Annotated in this window: 13 protein-coding genes and 1 tRNA gene; 9 read left to right on the forward strand and 5 right to left on the reverse strand. The window is 70.7% G+C overall.

Annotated features, from left to right (window positions below):
• Nucleotides 1-112 precede the first annotated feature (112 nt).
• A tRNA-Leu gene (locus C9J87_RS06950) sits at nt 113-195 on the reverse strand.
• A 225-nt stretch (nt 196-420) separates the two neighbouring features.
• On the opposite strand from C9J87_RS06950, the gene C9J87_RS06955 reads away from it, so the two are divergent.
• The 7 genes from C9J87_RS06955 to pknB are packed head-to-tail and all read left to right on the forward strand — an operon-like array spanning nt 421 to nt 9,072.
• Nucleotides 421-1,113, forward strand: coding sequence for an FhaA domain-containing protein (locus tag C9J87_RS06955; RefSeq protein ID WP_010831113.1), 693 nt, complete (start codon nt 421-423; stop codon nt 1,111-1,113).
• A gap of 3 nt (nt 1,114-1,116) precedes the next feature.
• On the forward strand, nt 1,117-1,590 hold the full coding sequence (locus C9J87_RS06960) for an FHA domain-containing protein FhaB/FipA (RefSeq protein ID WP_107705087.1): 474 nt from the start codon (nt 1,117-1,119) through the stop codon (nt 1,588-1,590).
• 5 nt (nt 1,591-1,595) lie between these two features.
• Entirely contained in the window at nt 1,596-2,879 is a 1,284-nt protein-coding gene (locus tag C9J87_RS06965; protein ID WP_107705088.1) for a PP2C family protein-serine/threonine phosphatase, read from the forward strand.
• Entirely contained in the window at nt 2,876-4,279 is a 1,404-nt protein-coding gene (locus C9J87_RS06970; protein ID WP_036489889.1) for an FtsW/RodA/SpoVE family cell cycle protein, read from the forward strand. Before C9J87_RS06965 ends, C9J87_RS06970 begins: the two co-directional genes overlap by 4 nt.
• On the forward strand, nt 4,276-5,736 hold the full coding sequence (locus C9J87_RS06975) for a peptidoglycan D,D-transpeptidase FtsI family protein (RefSeq protein ID WP_010831111.1): 1,461 nt from the start codon (nt 4,276-4,278) through the stop codon (nt 5,734-5,736). The genes C9J87_RS06970 and C9J87_RS06975 overlap by 4 nt, the downstream gene beginning before the upstream one ends.
• Entirely contained in the window at nt 5,733-7,223 is a 1,491-nt protein-coding gene (locus tag C9J87_RS06980) for a protein kinase domain-containing protein (RefSeq protein WP_107705089.1), read from the forward strand. The genes C9J87_RS06975 and C9J87_RS06980 overlap by 4 nt, the downstream gene beginning before the upstream one ends.
• Before the next feature lie 40 nt (nt 7,224-7,263).
• Complete coding sequence (gene pknB, locus C9J87_RS06985) at nt 7,264-9,072, forward strand: Stk1 family PASTA domain-containing Ser/Thr kinase (protein WP_107705090.1); 1,809 nt, start codon at nt 7,264-7,266, stop codon at nt 9,070-9,072.
• Nucleotides 9,073-9,251: 179 nt separating this feature from the next.
• On the opposite strand, the gene C9J87_RS06990 is transcribed toward pknB, so the two are convergent.
• Nucleotides 9,252-10,043, reverse strand: coding sequence for a DUF881 domain-containing protein (locus tag C9J87_RS06990; RefSeq protein ID WP_084622727.1), 792 nt, complete (start codon nt 10,041-10,043; stop codon nt 9,252-9,254).
• A 77-nt stretch (nt 10,044-10,120) separates the two neighbouring features.
• Between C9J87_RS06990 and C9J87_RS06995 the strand changes: the two genes are divergently transcribed.
• A complete protein-coding gene (locus C9J87_RS06995) occupies nt 10,121-10,573 on the forward strand; it encodes a cell division protein CrgA (RefSeq protein ID WP_010831107.1) in 453 nt (150 codons plus the stop codon).
• Between the two features lie 326 nt (nt 10,574-10,899).
• Here the strand turns inward: C9J87_RS06995 and C9J87_RS07000 are convergent, their stop codons facing one another.
• Both C9J87_RS07000 and C9J87_RS07005 read right to left on the reverse strand, forming a co-directional pair.
• A complete protein-coding gene (locus C9J87_RS07000) occupies nt 10,900-11,835 on the reverse strand; it encodes a rhomboid family intramembrane serine protease (RefSeq protein WP_036489885.1) in 936 nt (311 codons plus the stop codon).
• Between the two features lie 10 nt (nt 11,836-11,845).
• Nucleotides 11,846-12,352, reverse strand: coding sequence for a peptidylprolyl isomerase (locus C9J87_RS07005; RefSeq protein WP_010831105.1), 507 nt, complete (start codon nt 12,350-12,352; stop codon nt 11,846-11,848).
• 128 nt (nt 12,353-12,480) lie between these two features.
• Here C9J87_RS07005 and C9J87_RS07010 point away from each other — a divergent pair, with 128 nt between their 5' ends.
• The gene (locus C9J87_RS07010) at nt 12,481-13,188 is read left to right on the forward strand and encodes a hypothetical protein (protein WP_107705091.1); all 708 of its coding nucleotides are present in this window, start codon (nt 12,481-12,483) and stop codon (nt 13,186-13,188) included.
• Between the two features lie 33 nt (nt 13,189-13,221).
• Here the strand turns inward: C9J87_RS07010 and C9J87_RS07015 are convergent, their stop codons facing one another.
• Entirely contained in the window at nt 13,222-14,235 is a 1,014-nt protein-coding gene (locus C9J87_RS07015; protein ID WP_010831103.1) for a 1-acyl-sn-glycerol-3-phosphate acyltransferase, read from the reverse strand.
• Nucleotides 14,236-14,251: the final 16 nt, after the last annotated feature.

Genomic DNA, 14,251 nt, shown 5'->3' on the forward strand with positions numbered 1-14,251 from the left:
GATGGACCATCGGGGCATGAGAAAGGCCGCTCACCCATCTCTGGGGGAGCGGCCTTTACTACATTTGGAGGTTTCGCAAACGCGGAGGCCACGTTTCGCAAAAACCTCTGTGTGCGCGAGGGGGGATTTGAACCCCCACGCCCTTTCGGACACTGGCACCTGAAGCCAGCGCGTCTGCCGTTCCGCCACTCGCGCAAAGAAGCGGTGCACAGGCTATCCCAAGGCCACCGGACACTCCCAATCGGACGGGGACTCCGGGCAAACCGATCCGGGGCGCGCCGCCTGCCCGAGGGTGTGGCCGCAGAGGCGGACAGTACGATCGGCGACACCTGCACGACCGCATCACCGCTACGGCCGTTGGTGTGGTGTGCCCCGGCAACACCCCTCAACACCCCTGAAACCAGAGAGGAGGCGCTGGACGTGAACGGCTTGCAACGCTTCGAGCACAAGCTGGAGCAGCTGATCTCCGGTGCCTTCGCGCGCGCCTTCCGCAGCGCCGTCCAGCCCGTCGAGATCGCCGCCGCCCTGCAACGCGAGTGCGACAACAACGCCCAGATCCTCAGCCGCGACCGGCGTCTGGTGCCCAACACCTTCCACGTGGAGCTCTCGGCCGTCGACCTCGAGCGGCTCCAGGGCTATGACGACGCGATGGGCCGCGACCTGATCGACCAGCTCGAGGACCACGCCGACTCGCAGGGCTATGTCTTCACCGGTCCGGTCAGCGTCGACTTCGAGGCCGCCGACGACCTGACCACCGGCCGCTTCCGCATCCGCAGCCAGGCCGAGGCGCAGGTGACCGACAACGACCAGCGCACCCGCACCCGGTCGGCGCGCGCGGTCCTCGAGGTCAACGGCAGCAAGCACCCCCTGCGGGCCCCCGGCCTCGTGGTCGGGCGCGGCACCGAGGCCGACCTGCGGATCAACGACCCGGGCGTGAGCCGCCAGCACGTGGAGTTCATCGTCAACGGCGACGACCTCGAGGTCATCGACCTCGGCTCCACCAACGGCATGCTCGTCAACGGCACCAAGGTCGCGCGGGCTGCCCTGCGCGACGGCACAGAGGTCCGGATCGGTCGCACGACGATGACGGTCCGTATCGATGGAGAGGCCTGAGCCGTGTCCGAGCTGACCTTGTTCCTGATCCGCTTCGCCTACCTGGCGATCCTGTGGATCTTCGTGCTCTCGGCGGTCTCGGTGATCCGCTCCGACATGTTCGGCGCACGCGTGCCGGAGACGGCCCGCGGCGCCGCCCCGGCGCGCGGCAAGAGCAAGGCCAAGGCGCCGACCAAGCGCCGTGGCTCGCCCACCCACCTGATCGTGATCGAGGGCGACAACACCGGCGCCCGCGCTGAGCTCGCCGATGCCCCCCTGCTGATCGGGCGCGGCAGCGACGCGGCGATCAAGCTCGACGACGACTACGTCTCCACCCGGCACGCCCGGGTGGCCGCGAGCGGTGACGAGTGGTTCGTGGAGGACCTCGGCTCCACCAACGGCACCTACGTCGGGTCGGTCCGGATCACCCAGCCCACCACCATCGGCCTGGGCATCCAGGTGCGGATCGGCAAGACCATCCTCGAGCTGCGGAAGTAGGGCCGATGACCGTCCCGGAGAAGCTCTTCCTCCAGTTCTCGGCCTACTCCGACGTCGGTCGGATCCGGAAGGACAACCAGGACTCCGGCTACGCCGGGCCGTGGCTGCTGACCGTCTGCGACGGCGTCGGCGGCGCCGTGCGCGGTGACCTGGCCTCCGCCACCGCCGTCCAGGTGCTGCGCAAGCTCGACAACACGCCCAGCGAGGACCTCCTCGGCCAGGTCGCCGGCGCCATGCACCGCGCCAACGACCGCATCGCCGAGATCATCGACGAGGACCCGGCGCTCAACGGCACCAGCACCACCGCCTCCGTGCTGCTCTTCGACGGCTCCAAGGTCGCGGTCGGCCACCTCGGCGACAGCCGGGCCTACCTCCTGCGCGACGGCGAGCTGCGCCAGCTCACCCACGACCACACCTTCGTCCAGAGCCTGATCGACGAGGGGCGCATCACCGAGGAGCAGTCGCGGACCCACCCGCACCGCAACCTCATCCTCAAGGCCGTCGACGGCATCCGGCACGAGGAGCCCGACCTCTTCGAGCTGCCCGTCCAGGTCGGCGACCGGCTCTTCGTCTGCAGCGACGGCGCCAGCGGCTTCCTGACCGACGACCGGATGGCCGACATCCTGCGCACCGGCACCCCCGACTTCGCCGCCGTCGAGCTGGTCCGCGCCAGCCTCGAGGCGGGCAGCAGCGACAACGTCACCTGCATCGTCGCCGAGGTCGTGCCCTCGGCGCCCGAGCCCGCGCTCGAGCCGCTGCTCGTCGGCGCGGCCGCCGACCTGCCGCGCCGCCTGAGCAGCGGTGGCGCGACGCGCAGCCGCGGTTTCCGCGGCCACCGCTCCGGCGACACCGGCGAGATCCCCGCGATCCGGGCCGACCTCCCCGACGACCTGCCCAGCGACGTGCACGCGATCCCCTCCGACCCGATCGACCCCGAGACCGCGCGCTACGCCCCCCGTCCGCCGGCCCGCTACACCTGGCTGCGACGCCTGCTCGCCGCCAGCATCGTGCTCGGCCTCGCCTGGATCGCTCTCGCCTTCGCCTGGTCATGGAGCCAGAGCCAGTTCTACGTCGGCGCGGAGGACGGCCGGATGGCGATCTTCCGCGGCCTCAACGCGCAGATCCCCGGCATCGAGGTCTCCCACCCCTACGAGATCAGCGACGTCGAGCTCGCCAACCTCAGCGACTACGACGCCGACTCGGTCGTCAGCGGGATCGAGGCCACCGACCTCGAGGAGGCGCGCGCCACGATCGAGAACTACGCCGCACGCCAGGACCTGCCTCAATGAGCCAGTCCGGAACCCTGATGGGCTTCGTGCACCGACGTCGCCGCGGCGCGGAGCTCTTCCTGCTCCTGATCGCGCTCGTCGTCGGCATCGGCGCCTACGCCGCGGTCGGCCTCGGCGTGGAGGGCACGATCCCCACCGACATCGTCGCGTACGGCGGATGGCTGGCCGCGCTCGTCGTGGCGGCCCACATCGCCGTACGCCTCGTGGCGCCCTATGCCGACCCGGTGCTGCTGCCCCTGGTCGCCGCCCTCAACGGGCTCGGGCTCGCGGTGATCCACCGCCTCGACCTCGCCTACGAGGCGGCGGGCAAGGACAACCACACCTTCGCGACCCAGCAGCTCACGTGGATGACGCTCGGGGTGCTGCTGTTCATCGCCACCCTCGTGCTGCTGCGCGACCACCGCACCCTGCAGCGGCTGACCTACACCTCCGGCCTGGCCGGCATCGCGCTGCTGCTCCTGCCCTTCCTCCCGGTCATCGGCGGGCAGAAGAACGGCGCCTACATCTGGATCTACGTCGCCGGCTTCAGCTTCCAGCCCGGCGAGGTCGCCAAGGTGCTGCTGGTGGTCGCCTTCGCCGGCTATCTCGTCCTGCACCGCGACGCCCTCGCCCTCGCGGGTCGGCGCGTGCTGTTCGTCGACCTGCCGCGCGGTCGCGACCTCGGCCCGATCCTGGCCATGTTCGGCGTCTCGATGATGATCCTGGTCCTGCAGAACGACCTCGGCTCCTCGCTGCTGTTCTTCGGCCTGTTCCTGGTGATGCTCTACGTCGCGACCGAGCGCCCGGGCTGGCTGATCGTCGGCGGGCTGCTCTTCGGAGCCGGCGCGCTGGCGGCCTACACGTTCGTCGGCAACGTGCAGAACCGCTTCAACTTCTGGTTGCACCCGATGGACTACTACGAGTCCTCGCCGGGCAGCTACCAGCCGGTCGAGGCGATGTTCGGCATGGGCTGGGGCGGCCTGATCGGGCGCGGCTTCGGCGAGGGCATGCCCGAGCGGATCATCTATGCCGAGTCCGACTACATCATCGCCGCGATCGGCGAGGAGCTCGGCCTGACCGCGGTCATGGCCGTCATCCTCTGCTACGGCCTGATCGTCGAGCGGGCGCTGCGGATCGCGCTGATCTCGCGCGACGGCTTCGGCAAGCTGCTCGCCGTCGGGTTCGCCAGCATCGTCGCGCTGCAGGTCTTCGTCGTCATCGGCGGCGTGACCGGCCTGATCCCGCTCACCGGCCTCACGACACCCTTCTTGTCGTACGGCGGTTCGTCGCTGGTCGCCAACTGGGTGATCATCGCGCTGCTCGTGCGCATCTCCGACCATGCGCGCCGGCCGATCCCGAGGATGACCGACGTCAACGACGACTCCGACAGCGAGAGCACCCAGGTGGTGAGACTTCGATGAACAAGCCGATCCGCACGATCTCGATGTTCTGCCTGCTGCTGTTCGCGGCTCTCCTGCTGAACTCCACCTACCTGATGTACGTCCGCGCCGACGACCTCGCCGAGGACCCCCGGAACCGCCGGGTCATCACCGCGGCCTTCGCGCGTGAGCGCGGGGCGATCCTGGTCGGCAAGGAGACGGTGGCGCGCAGCGTCGAGGTCGACGACAAGTACAAGTTCCAGCGCACCTACGCCCAGCCCTTCAAGTACGCCCCCATCACCGGCTACTTCTCCTACTACTCCCAGACCGGCATCGAGCGCTCGCAGAACGACGTGCTCTCCGGCGACGACTCGCGCCTGTTCGTCACCCGCCTCGTCGACATGCTCTCCAACACCGAGCCGCAGGGCGGCAACGTCGAGCTGACGATCAACGCCGCCGCCCAGGACGCGGCGTGGGACGGGCTGCAAGCACTCCCCGGCGACGCGAAGGGTGCGGTCGTCGCGCTGGAGCCCAGCACCGGCAAGGTCCTGGCGATGGTGTCCAGCCCGACCTTCGACCCCAACCTGCTGGCCTCCCACGACCTCAGCGACGTCGAGGACGCGTCCGACCAGCTCCAGGACGACCCCGCCAACCCGCTGATCAACCGCGCGATCGGCACCACCCTGCCCCCAGGCTCGACCTTCAAGCTGATCACCGCTGCCGCGGCCATCGAGTCGGGCAACTACGACCAGGACTCGCTCGTGCCCGGCGGCGCGAAGTTCCAGCTTCCGCAGTCGACCACGAAGGTCGGCAACTGGCAGGGCGGCAGCTGCGGCGGCAACAAGATCACCCTGACCCAGGCGCTCGCGGTCTCCTGCAACGTCAGCTTCCTGACCCTGGCCAACGAGCTCGGCACCGAGGCCATGACCGAGCAGGCCGAGGCGTTCGGCTTCAACTCGACCTCCCTCGAGGACCTCCCGGGCCAGGCATCGTCGCTCTACCCGGCCGACATGGACGCGCCCCAGACGGCGCTCTCGGGCATCGGCCAGTCGAGCGTCACCGCCACCCCGCTGCAGATGGCGATGGTCGCCGCGGGCATCGCCAACGGCGGCGAGGTCAAGCGGCCCTACCTCGTCGACGAGGTCCGCGCACCCAACGCCTCGCTGCTCGACAAGACCGAGGAGTCGACCTACTCGCGGGCCATCTCCAGCACCACCGCCGACCAGCTCACCGACATGATGGTGGCCACGGTCGACGACGGCACCGCCGGCATTGCCGCGATCCCGGGCGTCCGGGTCGCCGGCAAGACGGGCACGGCCCAGTCGACGGACTCGCGTCCGCCGTACGCCTGGTTCGTGTCCTTCGCCCCGGCCGACGACCCGCAGGTCGCGGTCGCGGTGATGGTCGAGGCGAGCGACACCGCGCGCGAGGAGATCGCCGGCGGCAGCCTCGGCGGCCCGATCGCGAAGGCGATCATGCAGGCGGTGATGGGTTCGTGAGCATCCCCGAGCACGGGAGCTTCGCCGACGACGCCCACCGCTACGCCCTCGTCTCACGGCTGGCCACGGGCGGCATGGGCGAGGTCTGGCGCGGTCGCGACACAACGCTCGACCGGCCGGTGGCGATCAAGCTGCTGAAGGCGGAGTACGCCGACGACGCGACCTTCCGCCGGCGCTTCGAGGGCGAGGCGCAGCACGCCGCCTCGCTGCACCACCCCGGCATCGCGGGGGTCTTCGACTTCGGCGAGGCCTCGCCGCTCGACGGCTCCGCGACGCCGCGTCCCTACCTCGTGATGGAGCTCGTCGAGGGCCAGCCGCTGTCGGCGCTGCTGCGCCCCGGTGCCCCGATGGACGTCGAGGTCACCCGCGACCTGATGACGCAGACCGCCGACGCGTTGGGCGCCGCCCACCGGGCCGGCATCGTGCACCGCGACATCAAGCCCGGCAACCTCATCGTCACGCCCGACCGGCAGATCAAGGTCACCGACTTCGGCATCGCCCGCGCGGCCGACGGCATGGCGATCACCGAGACCGGCCAGGTCATGGGCACGCCCGCCTACCTCTCCCCCGAGCAGGCGGAGGGGCGCTCGGCCACGGCCGCCTCCGACGTCTACAGCCTCGGCTGCGTCGCCTTCGAGTGCCTGGCCGGTCGGCGGCCCTTCACGGCCGAGACCTCGGTGGCCACCGCCGTCGCCCACGTGCGCCAGCCCGTCCCGGCCCTCCCGTCGTCGGTCCCCGCCGACCTGGCCGCGGTCGTCACCCGCGCGCTCGCCAAGGATCCGGCCGCGCGGTACGCCGACGGGTCGGCCTTCGCCGCCGCCCTGCGCTCGCCGACGTCGGCGGCCGCGGCGGCCGTTCCCGCCGTTCCCGCGGGCGGTGCCGCAGCAACCGTTCCCCCGCCCGGAACAGTTGCGGAGCCACCGCCCGAGACGACCGTCCTGCCGGCGACGCCCGTGGCCGCACCGGCGCAGCGCCGTACCAACGTGGTGCCGTGGTTCCTGCTCGGCGCCGTGCTGGTCGCCGCTGCGCTGATCATCTGGCAGATCCTGGGCGGCGCCGACGACACCGACGACCAGCCCGACAACCGGCGCTCCCCCAGCCAGACCCGCACCCAGACCGAGCCGCCGAGCGCCACGCCCGAGACGCAGGAGCCGACGGTGGCGAGCATCGAGGTCGACGAGTCCGACTACATCGGCCGCGAGATCGGGGAGGTCCAGTCCGCGCTGAAGGACCTCGGGCTCCAGGTCACGCGGGAGAAGCTCGAGAACCCCGGGGGCGAGGTCGAGGGCACCGTCGCCGGTGTGAACCCGTCAGGCACGCTGGTCGAGGGTGACCGGGTCACCGTGACCTACTGGGGCAAGGCGCCGAAGGAGCCGGAGGAGAGCCCCAGCGAGGAACCCACCCCGGTGCCCACCGAGGTGCCGACCGAGACCCTCACCGAGACCCCGACCGAGACCACTGCCCCGACCGAAACGTCCAGCCAGTGAGAGGCGGCGCGAGCAATGAGCATGGAGCCGGAGGCGACCGATGAGCACTGAGCCCACCTTGATCGGTGGCCGCTACGAGCTCGGCGACCTGCTGGGACGCGGCGGCATGGCCGAGGTCCGCAAGGCCCGCGACACCCGGCTGGGCCGGACCGTCGCGGTCAAGCGGCTGCGCACCGACCTCGCCAGCGACGCGACCTTCCAGGCCCGGTTCCGCCGTGAGGCGCAGTCGTCGGCCTCGCTCAACCACCCCTCGATCGTGTCGGTCTACGACACCGGCGAGGAGATGTCGACCGACGGCTCCGACGTCGCCCAGCCCTACATCGTGATGGAGTGCGTGCAGGGCCGGACCCTGCGCGACATCATCCGCGAAGGGCGCAAGATCCTGCCCGAGCGCGCCCTCGAGATCACCAGCGACGTGCTGGCCGCCCTCGACTACAGCCACCGCACCGGGATCATCCACCGCGACATCAAGCCCGCCAACGTCATGCTCACGCCGGCCGGCGACGTCAAGGTGATGGACTTCGGCATCGCCCGGGCCGTCTCCGACGCCAGCTCGACCATGACCCAGACCGCCGCGGTGGTCGGTACGGCGCAGTACCTCTCCCCCGAGCAGGCGCGCGGCGAGACCGTCGACTCGCGCTCGGACGTCTACTCCACCGGTTGCCTGCTCTACGAGCTGCTCACCGGCAGGCCGCCCTTCGTCGGCGACAGCCCGGTCGCGGTCGCCTACCAGCACGTGCGCGAGAACCCCGCTCCCCCGTCGGACCACGACGACCAGCTCGACCCCGAGATCGACGCGATCGTGCTCAAGTCGCTGGCCAAGCGCGTCGAGGACCGCTACCAGAGCGCGGCCGCGATGCGCGCCGACATCGAGCGCTACCTCGCCGGCCACCCGATCCAGGCCGCGCCGCCGCCACTGGCACCGGTCGACGACGTGCCGCCGGCCGCGCACCCGACCCAGGTCATCTCCACCACCGCGACCGGCATGACCGCGGTGCCGGCCGGCGCGCCTCCCGGCCGGGGCGGTCGTGGTGGCCGGAGCGGGCTGATGGTGCTCATCGGCTTCCTGGCCATCCTGGTGATCGCGGGTGCGGCCTACATCCTGCCCGGGCTCTTCGAGGAGCCGGTCAACGACGAGCAGGTGCCGGCCCTGGTGGGGCTGACCCAGAACGAGGCCCGCGCGGCGATCCGCGAGGCCGGGCTGGCGGTCGGGACCATCGACCGGGAGTCCTCGGAGACGGTGCCGGCCGACCAGGTCATCGAGCAGAGCCCCAACCGCGACCTCTACGTCCCGCCGGGCACCGCCGTCGACTTCACCTTGTCGCTCGGCGTGCCGGAGACGGACGTGCCCTATGTCCTTGGCCAGCCCAAGGACAGCGCGCGGACCGTGATCGAGAGCAACGACCTCAAGGTGAAGTTCGAGACCGAGGAGTCCGACGAACCGAAGGACAACGTCGTCCGGACCGAGCCCGCCAGCGGCCAGCGGGTCGCCGAGGGCACCGTCGTCACCTTGTTCATCTCCGAGGGACCCGAGGGCGTGCCCAACGTCGTCGGGATGCGCCAGGGCGAGGCCGAGCGTGCGATCCGGCAGGCAGGCTTCGAGCCGGAGGTCGTGGAGACGGCCGAGACGACCGAGCCGAAGAAGACCGTGATCCGCCAGATCCCGGCCGACGGCACGGCCGACCAGGGCGACACCATCACCATCTTCGTGTCGATCTACGAGCCCCCGGTCGAGACGCCGGCGCCCACCGAGACGCCGACCCCGACCGAGACGCCCCTGCCCGTGCCGACGGAGACACCCACCACGCCGGCGGCCGCACCGACGACCCCCTTGCTCCGCCGGAGCTGACCCGCGCGACCATCGGGATCGGCCGGGACCATCGGGATCGGGGTAGTTGAGTGGGAGTTTGTACTCACAGGCGGTGAGCACGACAAAGTCTCACTGAACTATCGCGAGGGGCGGCCTTGACGGCCCCGATGGGCACCCGAGCTGCCGGGTCGCGGCCCCACGGCACGGACCCGCGCCGGTCAGCTGGTCGTGGGCAGCGGCGTCGCGTAGGTGAGGTCGAGCAGCCCCTGGTAGCCCGGCGCGATCGCGTGCGGGACCACCTCGGCGGCGTACGACACACCACCGCGTGGATCGGCGGCGGCCTCGCGGTAGATGTCGAGGTAGTTGTCACCGTCGAGGGAGTCGAGCATCAGCGCGGGCAGGCCGATGCCGACGATCTCGTAGGGCGGGTAGTAGGGCACGCCCTGCAGGCTGACGAGGTTGCCGTCGCACTTGATGCCGGTGGTGGTGATCAGGCGCTGGCCCTGGATCGTGACGGCCTCCGCGCCGGCTCGCCACATGGCGTTGACGACGGCCTGGATGTCCTGCTGGTGCACGATCACGTCGAGGGGGTCGCGGCTCTCGTCGGCGAGGATCTCCTCGGGGGCGTCGTCCAGCGTCACCTTGACGGCCGGCCCGGTCCGGGGCGTGAGGCCCGCCGGGTCGGAGAGCGTCTCGACCTCGCGCTGCGCACGGTTGACGCTGCGATCGCCCAGGCCCGCACTGAGCCGCTCGATCTCGGAGCCGAGGCGGGAGACCTCGGCGGTGAGCTCGTTGGTGTCCTCGCGCTGCACCTTCACCACCGACGCGAAGTCGGTGTAGCGCCCGCCGCGCAGGTCGGTGCCGCCGCTGTGCTCGGCGCTGATGGCGAACAGCACCCCCGACAGCAGCACCATCACCGGCGTGCCGATCCGCCACGCCCACGCCGAGCGGGAGCGCTGGTGTGTGCCGCCGCTCCCGTGGGTGGGGTGAGAATCGGAGTCCGGGGCCATGGCGACTACGCTAGCTCCCCGGTGGGTGCCCCCGCCGTCCGTATGACCACGGTGTGAAAATCGAGCAGGAGTGTGTTGTGGCCAAGTCCAACGCGACGTACGTCGAGACCGAGGCGAAGATCGTGTCGGTGAGGTTCATCCTGTCGCTGCTGCTGATCGTGGCCGGCATCGCGTGGATCCTGTTCTACTACCTCAGCGTCCGCCCCGACCCGACGGTGTTCCCGGCCCCCACGGGCAGCCCCAAGGCGATCGCCGACCTCGAGCTGTGGAACTACGCGATCGGCTTCGGCGCCCTGCTCGTCGGCCTGGCGATCGCCGCCCACCCCGTCACCCCGCTCGGCCGCGGCCGCGGCGTCGTGGTCGGCATGCTCGGCTGCTTCCTGATCGGCCTGCTGTGGATCTGCACGTTCTACGTCTTCTCCGACGACCTCTCGGCCCTGCCGGTCTTCAACGACCTCGGCCAGTGGAACCTGATGGTCGGCATCGCCTTCATGGCGGTCGGCTTCTCGTTCGCCACGCGCTGGGAGTGAGTCACCCGCACGACCTCGTCCGGCAGCCGCTGTCCCCTCGGGGGCGGCGGCTGTCGGCATTTCCGGTGCCCGGGGGCATCCGTCATACGAACCGCAACCCATTCCTCGGGGTCGGTATGACGCATGTCGGGGCCCGAGTTTTCAACACTGTGGAGAGCCGCTGTGGATGAATTACACGTCTGTAGTTATCCACAGGTGAGTCCACAGCTGTGCATGAACAGCCCCCGCCACGGCGCCGTCGTCCAGCGGTGCGTGAGCCACCTTTTCGGCGTGCGGAAGGTGACTCACTCACCGCCGCGCAGGGCGGGAGGAAGAGGGGCCGGGGCTCAGACGAGGGCGGCGGTGCGCAGCACGATCAGTGCGCCGAGGACCGCGAGCAGCCCGAGCAGGCCGAGGGCCTGGAGCCGGGTGCGGCGGGGGCGGGGGGAGTAGACGAGGACGGCAGCGATCGCCATCCCGCCGAGGAGTCCGCCGAGGTGGGCCTGCCAGGAGATGAACTGGGCGCCGAGCACCGTGATCACGGCGTTGATGCCGATCCAGGTGAGGATGTTGCGTACGTCGCCGCCGACCTTGAAGGCGATGACGAGCAGCGCTCCCATCAGCCCGAAGACGGCACCCGAGGCACCGAGCGTGGCGCCGTTCTCGGCGGCCAGCCAGTAGACGGTGGTCGAGCCGGCGAGCGCGGACAGGAAGTAGAGCGACAGGAAGCGGGCCCGGCCGATGGCCATCTCGAGCTGGGGACCGAGCACCCACAGGGCCAGCATGTTGAAGCCGATGTGCCAGATGTCGACGTGGGTGAACGCGCTCGTCAGCAGCTGCCAGATGGCGCCGTCGGCGACGCCGGGCACCCAGACACCGTCGGCGTTGGCGTAGAACTGGCAGTCCACCCGCGAGGTGATGTTGGGGTAGTAGCCGCCCTGCTCGGACTCGCAGGTGCCGAGCGGGGTGAGCGCGAGGCGCCGGATCAGCTCGCTCTGCTGCCAGCCGGTCGCCACGATCGCCAGCCAGACCGCGACGTTGGTCGCGATCAGCACCATGGAGGTCAGGGCCGGGTTGCCGGAGCGGGAGCCGCCGTACGCCGTGCGGCCGGTGCGCGTCTGCTTGGCACCCTCGCTCACGCACGACGGGCACTGGAACCCGACCGCAGCGTCGCGCATGCAGTCGGGGCAGATCGGGCGCTCACAGCGCTGGCAACGGATCCACGTCTCGCGATCGGCGTGCCGATAACAGGTCGGCACACCGGTCGCGGACGTGTCACTCATGGGTGGTGGTTCAGCGCTCGATCGTCACGGACTCGATGACGACCGCGTCGACCGGACGGTCGCCCGCGCCGGTGCGCGTCGCACCGATCTTGTCCACGACGTCGCGCGACGACTGGTCGGCGACCTCGCCGAAGATCGTGTGCTTGCGGTTCAGCCACGGGGTGGCACCGAGGGTGATGAAGAACTGCGAGCCGTTGGTGCCCGGGCCGGCGTTGGCCATGGCGAGGAGGTAGGGCTTGTCGAAGACGAGCTCGGGGTGGACCTCGTCCTTGAACGTGTAGCCCGGGCCGCCGGTGCCGGTGCCCTGGGGGCAGCCGCCCTGGATCATGAAGCCCTCGATGACCCGGTGGAAGCCGAGGCCGTCGTAGAACGGGCCGGAACGGTCGCCGGCCGAGTAGTCCTTGGTGCCCTCGGCGAGACCGACGAAGTTGTCGACCGTCTCGGGAGCGTGGTTGGGGAACAGGTTGATGACGATGTCACCCTGGTTGGTCTTCAGGGTGGCCTTCGGGTCCGCCATGGTGATGCCTCTCGCGTGGGGTGAAGTCAACGCACCGATCCTGCCATGGCACCCCTCACCCCGGCGGGGGCTGGTCGCCCCTTGAGGTGCATGGTGAGATGGAGTCACCAATCTCTAGGAGGACACGCATGCGAATCCGCAAGCAGAAGTCGCTCATCGACCGGGCCACCGACTACGTCGAGTCCGTCGCCGAAAACGTCATCCCGCAGCTCGAGGCGGCGCTGGAGTCCGCGCGGGACAAGGCCGGACCCGCCATCACCGACGCACGCGACAAGGCAGGGCCCGCCCTGGCCGACGCCCGCGACCGCGCCGTACCCCTCCTGCAGGACGCCCGCGACCGGACCGCGCCGCGGCTCGCCGAGGGCCGCGCCATCGCCGCCGAGAAGGCGTCCGCGGGCGCGGCCGTCGCCGCCGAGCGGGCTGCTGCCTCCCGGGAGGTCGCGGCCGCGAAGCTCTCGGAGCTGCGCCACGAGCCCGAGCCGTCGGGCTCGAAGCTCAAGAAGGTGCTGTTCCTCGGTGGCCTGCTGGCCATCGGCGGCGTGGTGTTCTCCAAGCTGCGCCAGCAGTCCTCGGGCACCAACAACTGGCAGTCGTCCTACGTGCCGACCCCGCCGCCCCCGGCTCCGGCCACCCCGCCCGCGGCCGCCGCACCCGTGACCCCGGCCGCCCCGCAGTCCACGGGCTCGCCGGTGGGTGACGAGACCAACCACGACGTCGCCGGTGGCGCCCCGGGCGAGGCGATCAGCGACGCGGCCGAGACGCCGCACGACATCACCACGCCCGACCACCCGGCGGAGATCATCGACGTCGACGACGTGCCGGAGAACAGGCACTGACAGCACCATCCCCAGGACCTCTCCCGCGCACCGTCAGTGCCGGGGGAGGTCCTTCGGCTTGTTGTGGTCGATCCAGGCGTCGATCCGCGCCCACCGCTCGAAGAGCCAGTCGATCCGCTCCTCGCGACCGGCCGGGATCTCGGAGCGGGGCACCTCCCACCAGCGCATGACGAGCTCCTTGTCCATCGGCAGCTCGCGCCAGAGGTCGGCGACGGTGACGAGGTGGTCGAGCCCGGTGTGGGCGACGAGCACGACGTCGGCCTCGGGAGCCGCGTCGAGGGCCGCCAGGAAGCCGCCGGGCCGGGGCGCGAGCACGTGGGTCATCTCCTCGGCCCGCTCGGCCATCTTCTCCAGCCCGAGCTTGCGCAGCCGGGCGATGGCGCGGTCGCGGCGACCGGGCGAGAAGTTCCCGCCCTCGGGGAAGATCACGAACGCGTCGTTGGAGTCGAGCCCGGCGGCCAGGCGCGCGATCTTGCTCTCGAACTCCTCACCCGGCCCCGGGTCGGGGGAGATGAAGGACGCCGGGATGCGGTTGAGCAGCACGTCGATCGCCGGGTCCCACGCCAAGGTGTCCTTGAGCACCACGCGCGGCTCGCGGGCATACCAGTGCAGCAGGGCATACATCAGCAGGAACGAGTCGCCCGGCCCCGCGTGCCGGCAGCAGACCAGGATCGGCCGGTCCGGGTGGACGGCGGGACTCGGCCCGTCGGTGCGGATCTTCAGGGCGAGCACGCGGCGCGACTCGCGCACGAACAGCACCAGCACGAACTGCACGAGGTCGTAGTGGATGCCCGCGAAGTACGGCGACCTGATCCGCCACCCGAAGCCGGACGCCACCCACAGCCCCAGCAGCACGAGCAGCAGCAACGACTCGGCCGTGAGGTAGAGGATCACCACCCACAGCAGGCGCAACGCCCGCCAGCGGCCGGGCACAAGCGGCGACAGGGCGGCCGCGACGATCAGCCACAGCGGCAGGCTCACCCACAGGAGCGCCGTCAGCAGCACGAGGGCGGGCGCGAGCACGAGGCGCCGCAGTGCCCAGATCACCCCGGCCCCCGGTCCA

The organism is Nocardioides allogilvus (assembly GCF_003047285.1).
Taxonomy (GTDB): Bacteria; Actinomycetota; Actinomycetes; order Propionibacteriales; family Nocardioidaceae; genus Nocardioides; species Nocardioides allogilvus.

Excerpts from the sequence above, each read along its gene's own strand:
- C9J87_RS06965 (WP_107705088.1), top strand. The coding sequence starts at position 1,596 with ATGACCGTCCCGGAGAAGCTCTTCCTCCAGTTCTCGGCCTACTCCGAC.
- C9J87_RS06970 (WP_036489889.1), top strand. The coding sequence starts at position 2,876 with ATGAGCCAGTCCGGAACCCTGATGGGCTTCGTGCACCGACGTCGCCGC.
- C9J87_RS06975 (WP_010831111.1), top strand. The coding sequence starts at position 4,276 with ATGAACAAGCCGATCCGCACGATCTCGATGTTCTGCCTGCTGCTGTTC.
- pknB (WP_107705090.1), top strand. The coding sequence starts at position 7,264 with ATGAGCACTGAGCCCACCTTGATCGGTGGCCGCTACGAGCTCGGCGAC.
- C9J87_RS06990 (WP_084622727.1), bottom strand. The coding sequence starts at position 10,043 with ATGGCCCCGGACTCCGATTCTCACCCCACCCACGGGAGCGGCGGCACA.
- C9J87_RS07000 (WP_036489885.1), bottom strand. The coding sequence starts at position 11,835 with ATGAGTGACACGTCCGCGACCGGTGTGCCGACCTGTTATCGGCACGCC.
- C9J87_RS07005 (WP_010831105.1), bottom strand. The coding sequence starts at position 12,352 with ATGGCGGACCCGAAGGCCACCCTGAAGACCAACCAGGGTGACATCGTC.
- C9J87_RS07010 (WP_107705091.1), top strand. The coding sequence starts at position 12,481 with ATGCGAATCCGCAAGCAGAAGTCGCTCATCGACCGGGCCACCGACTAC.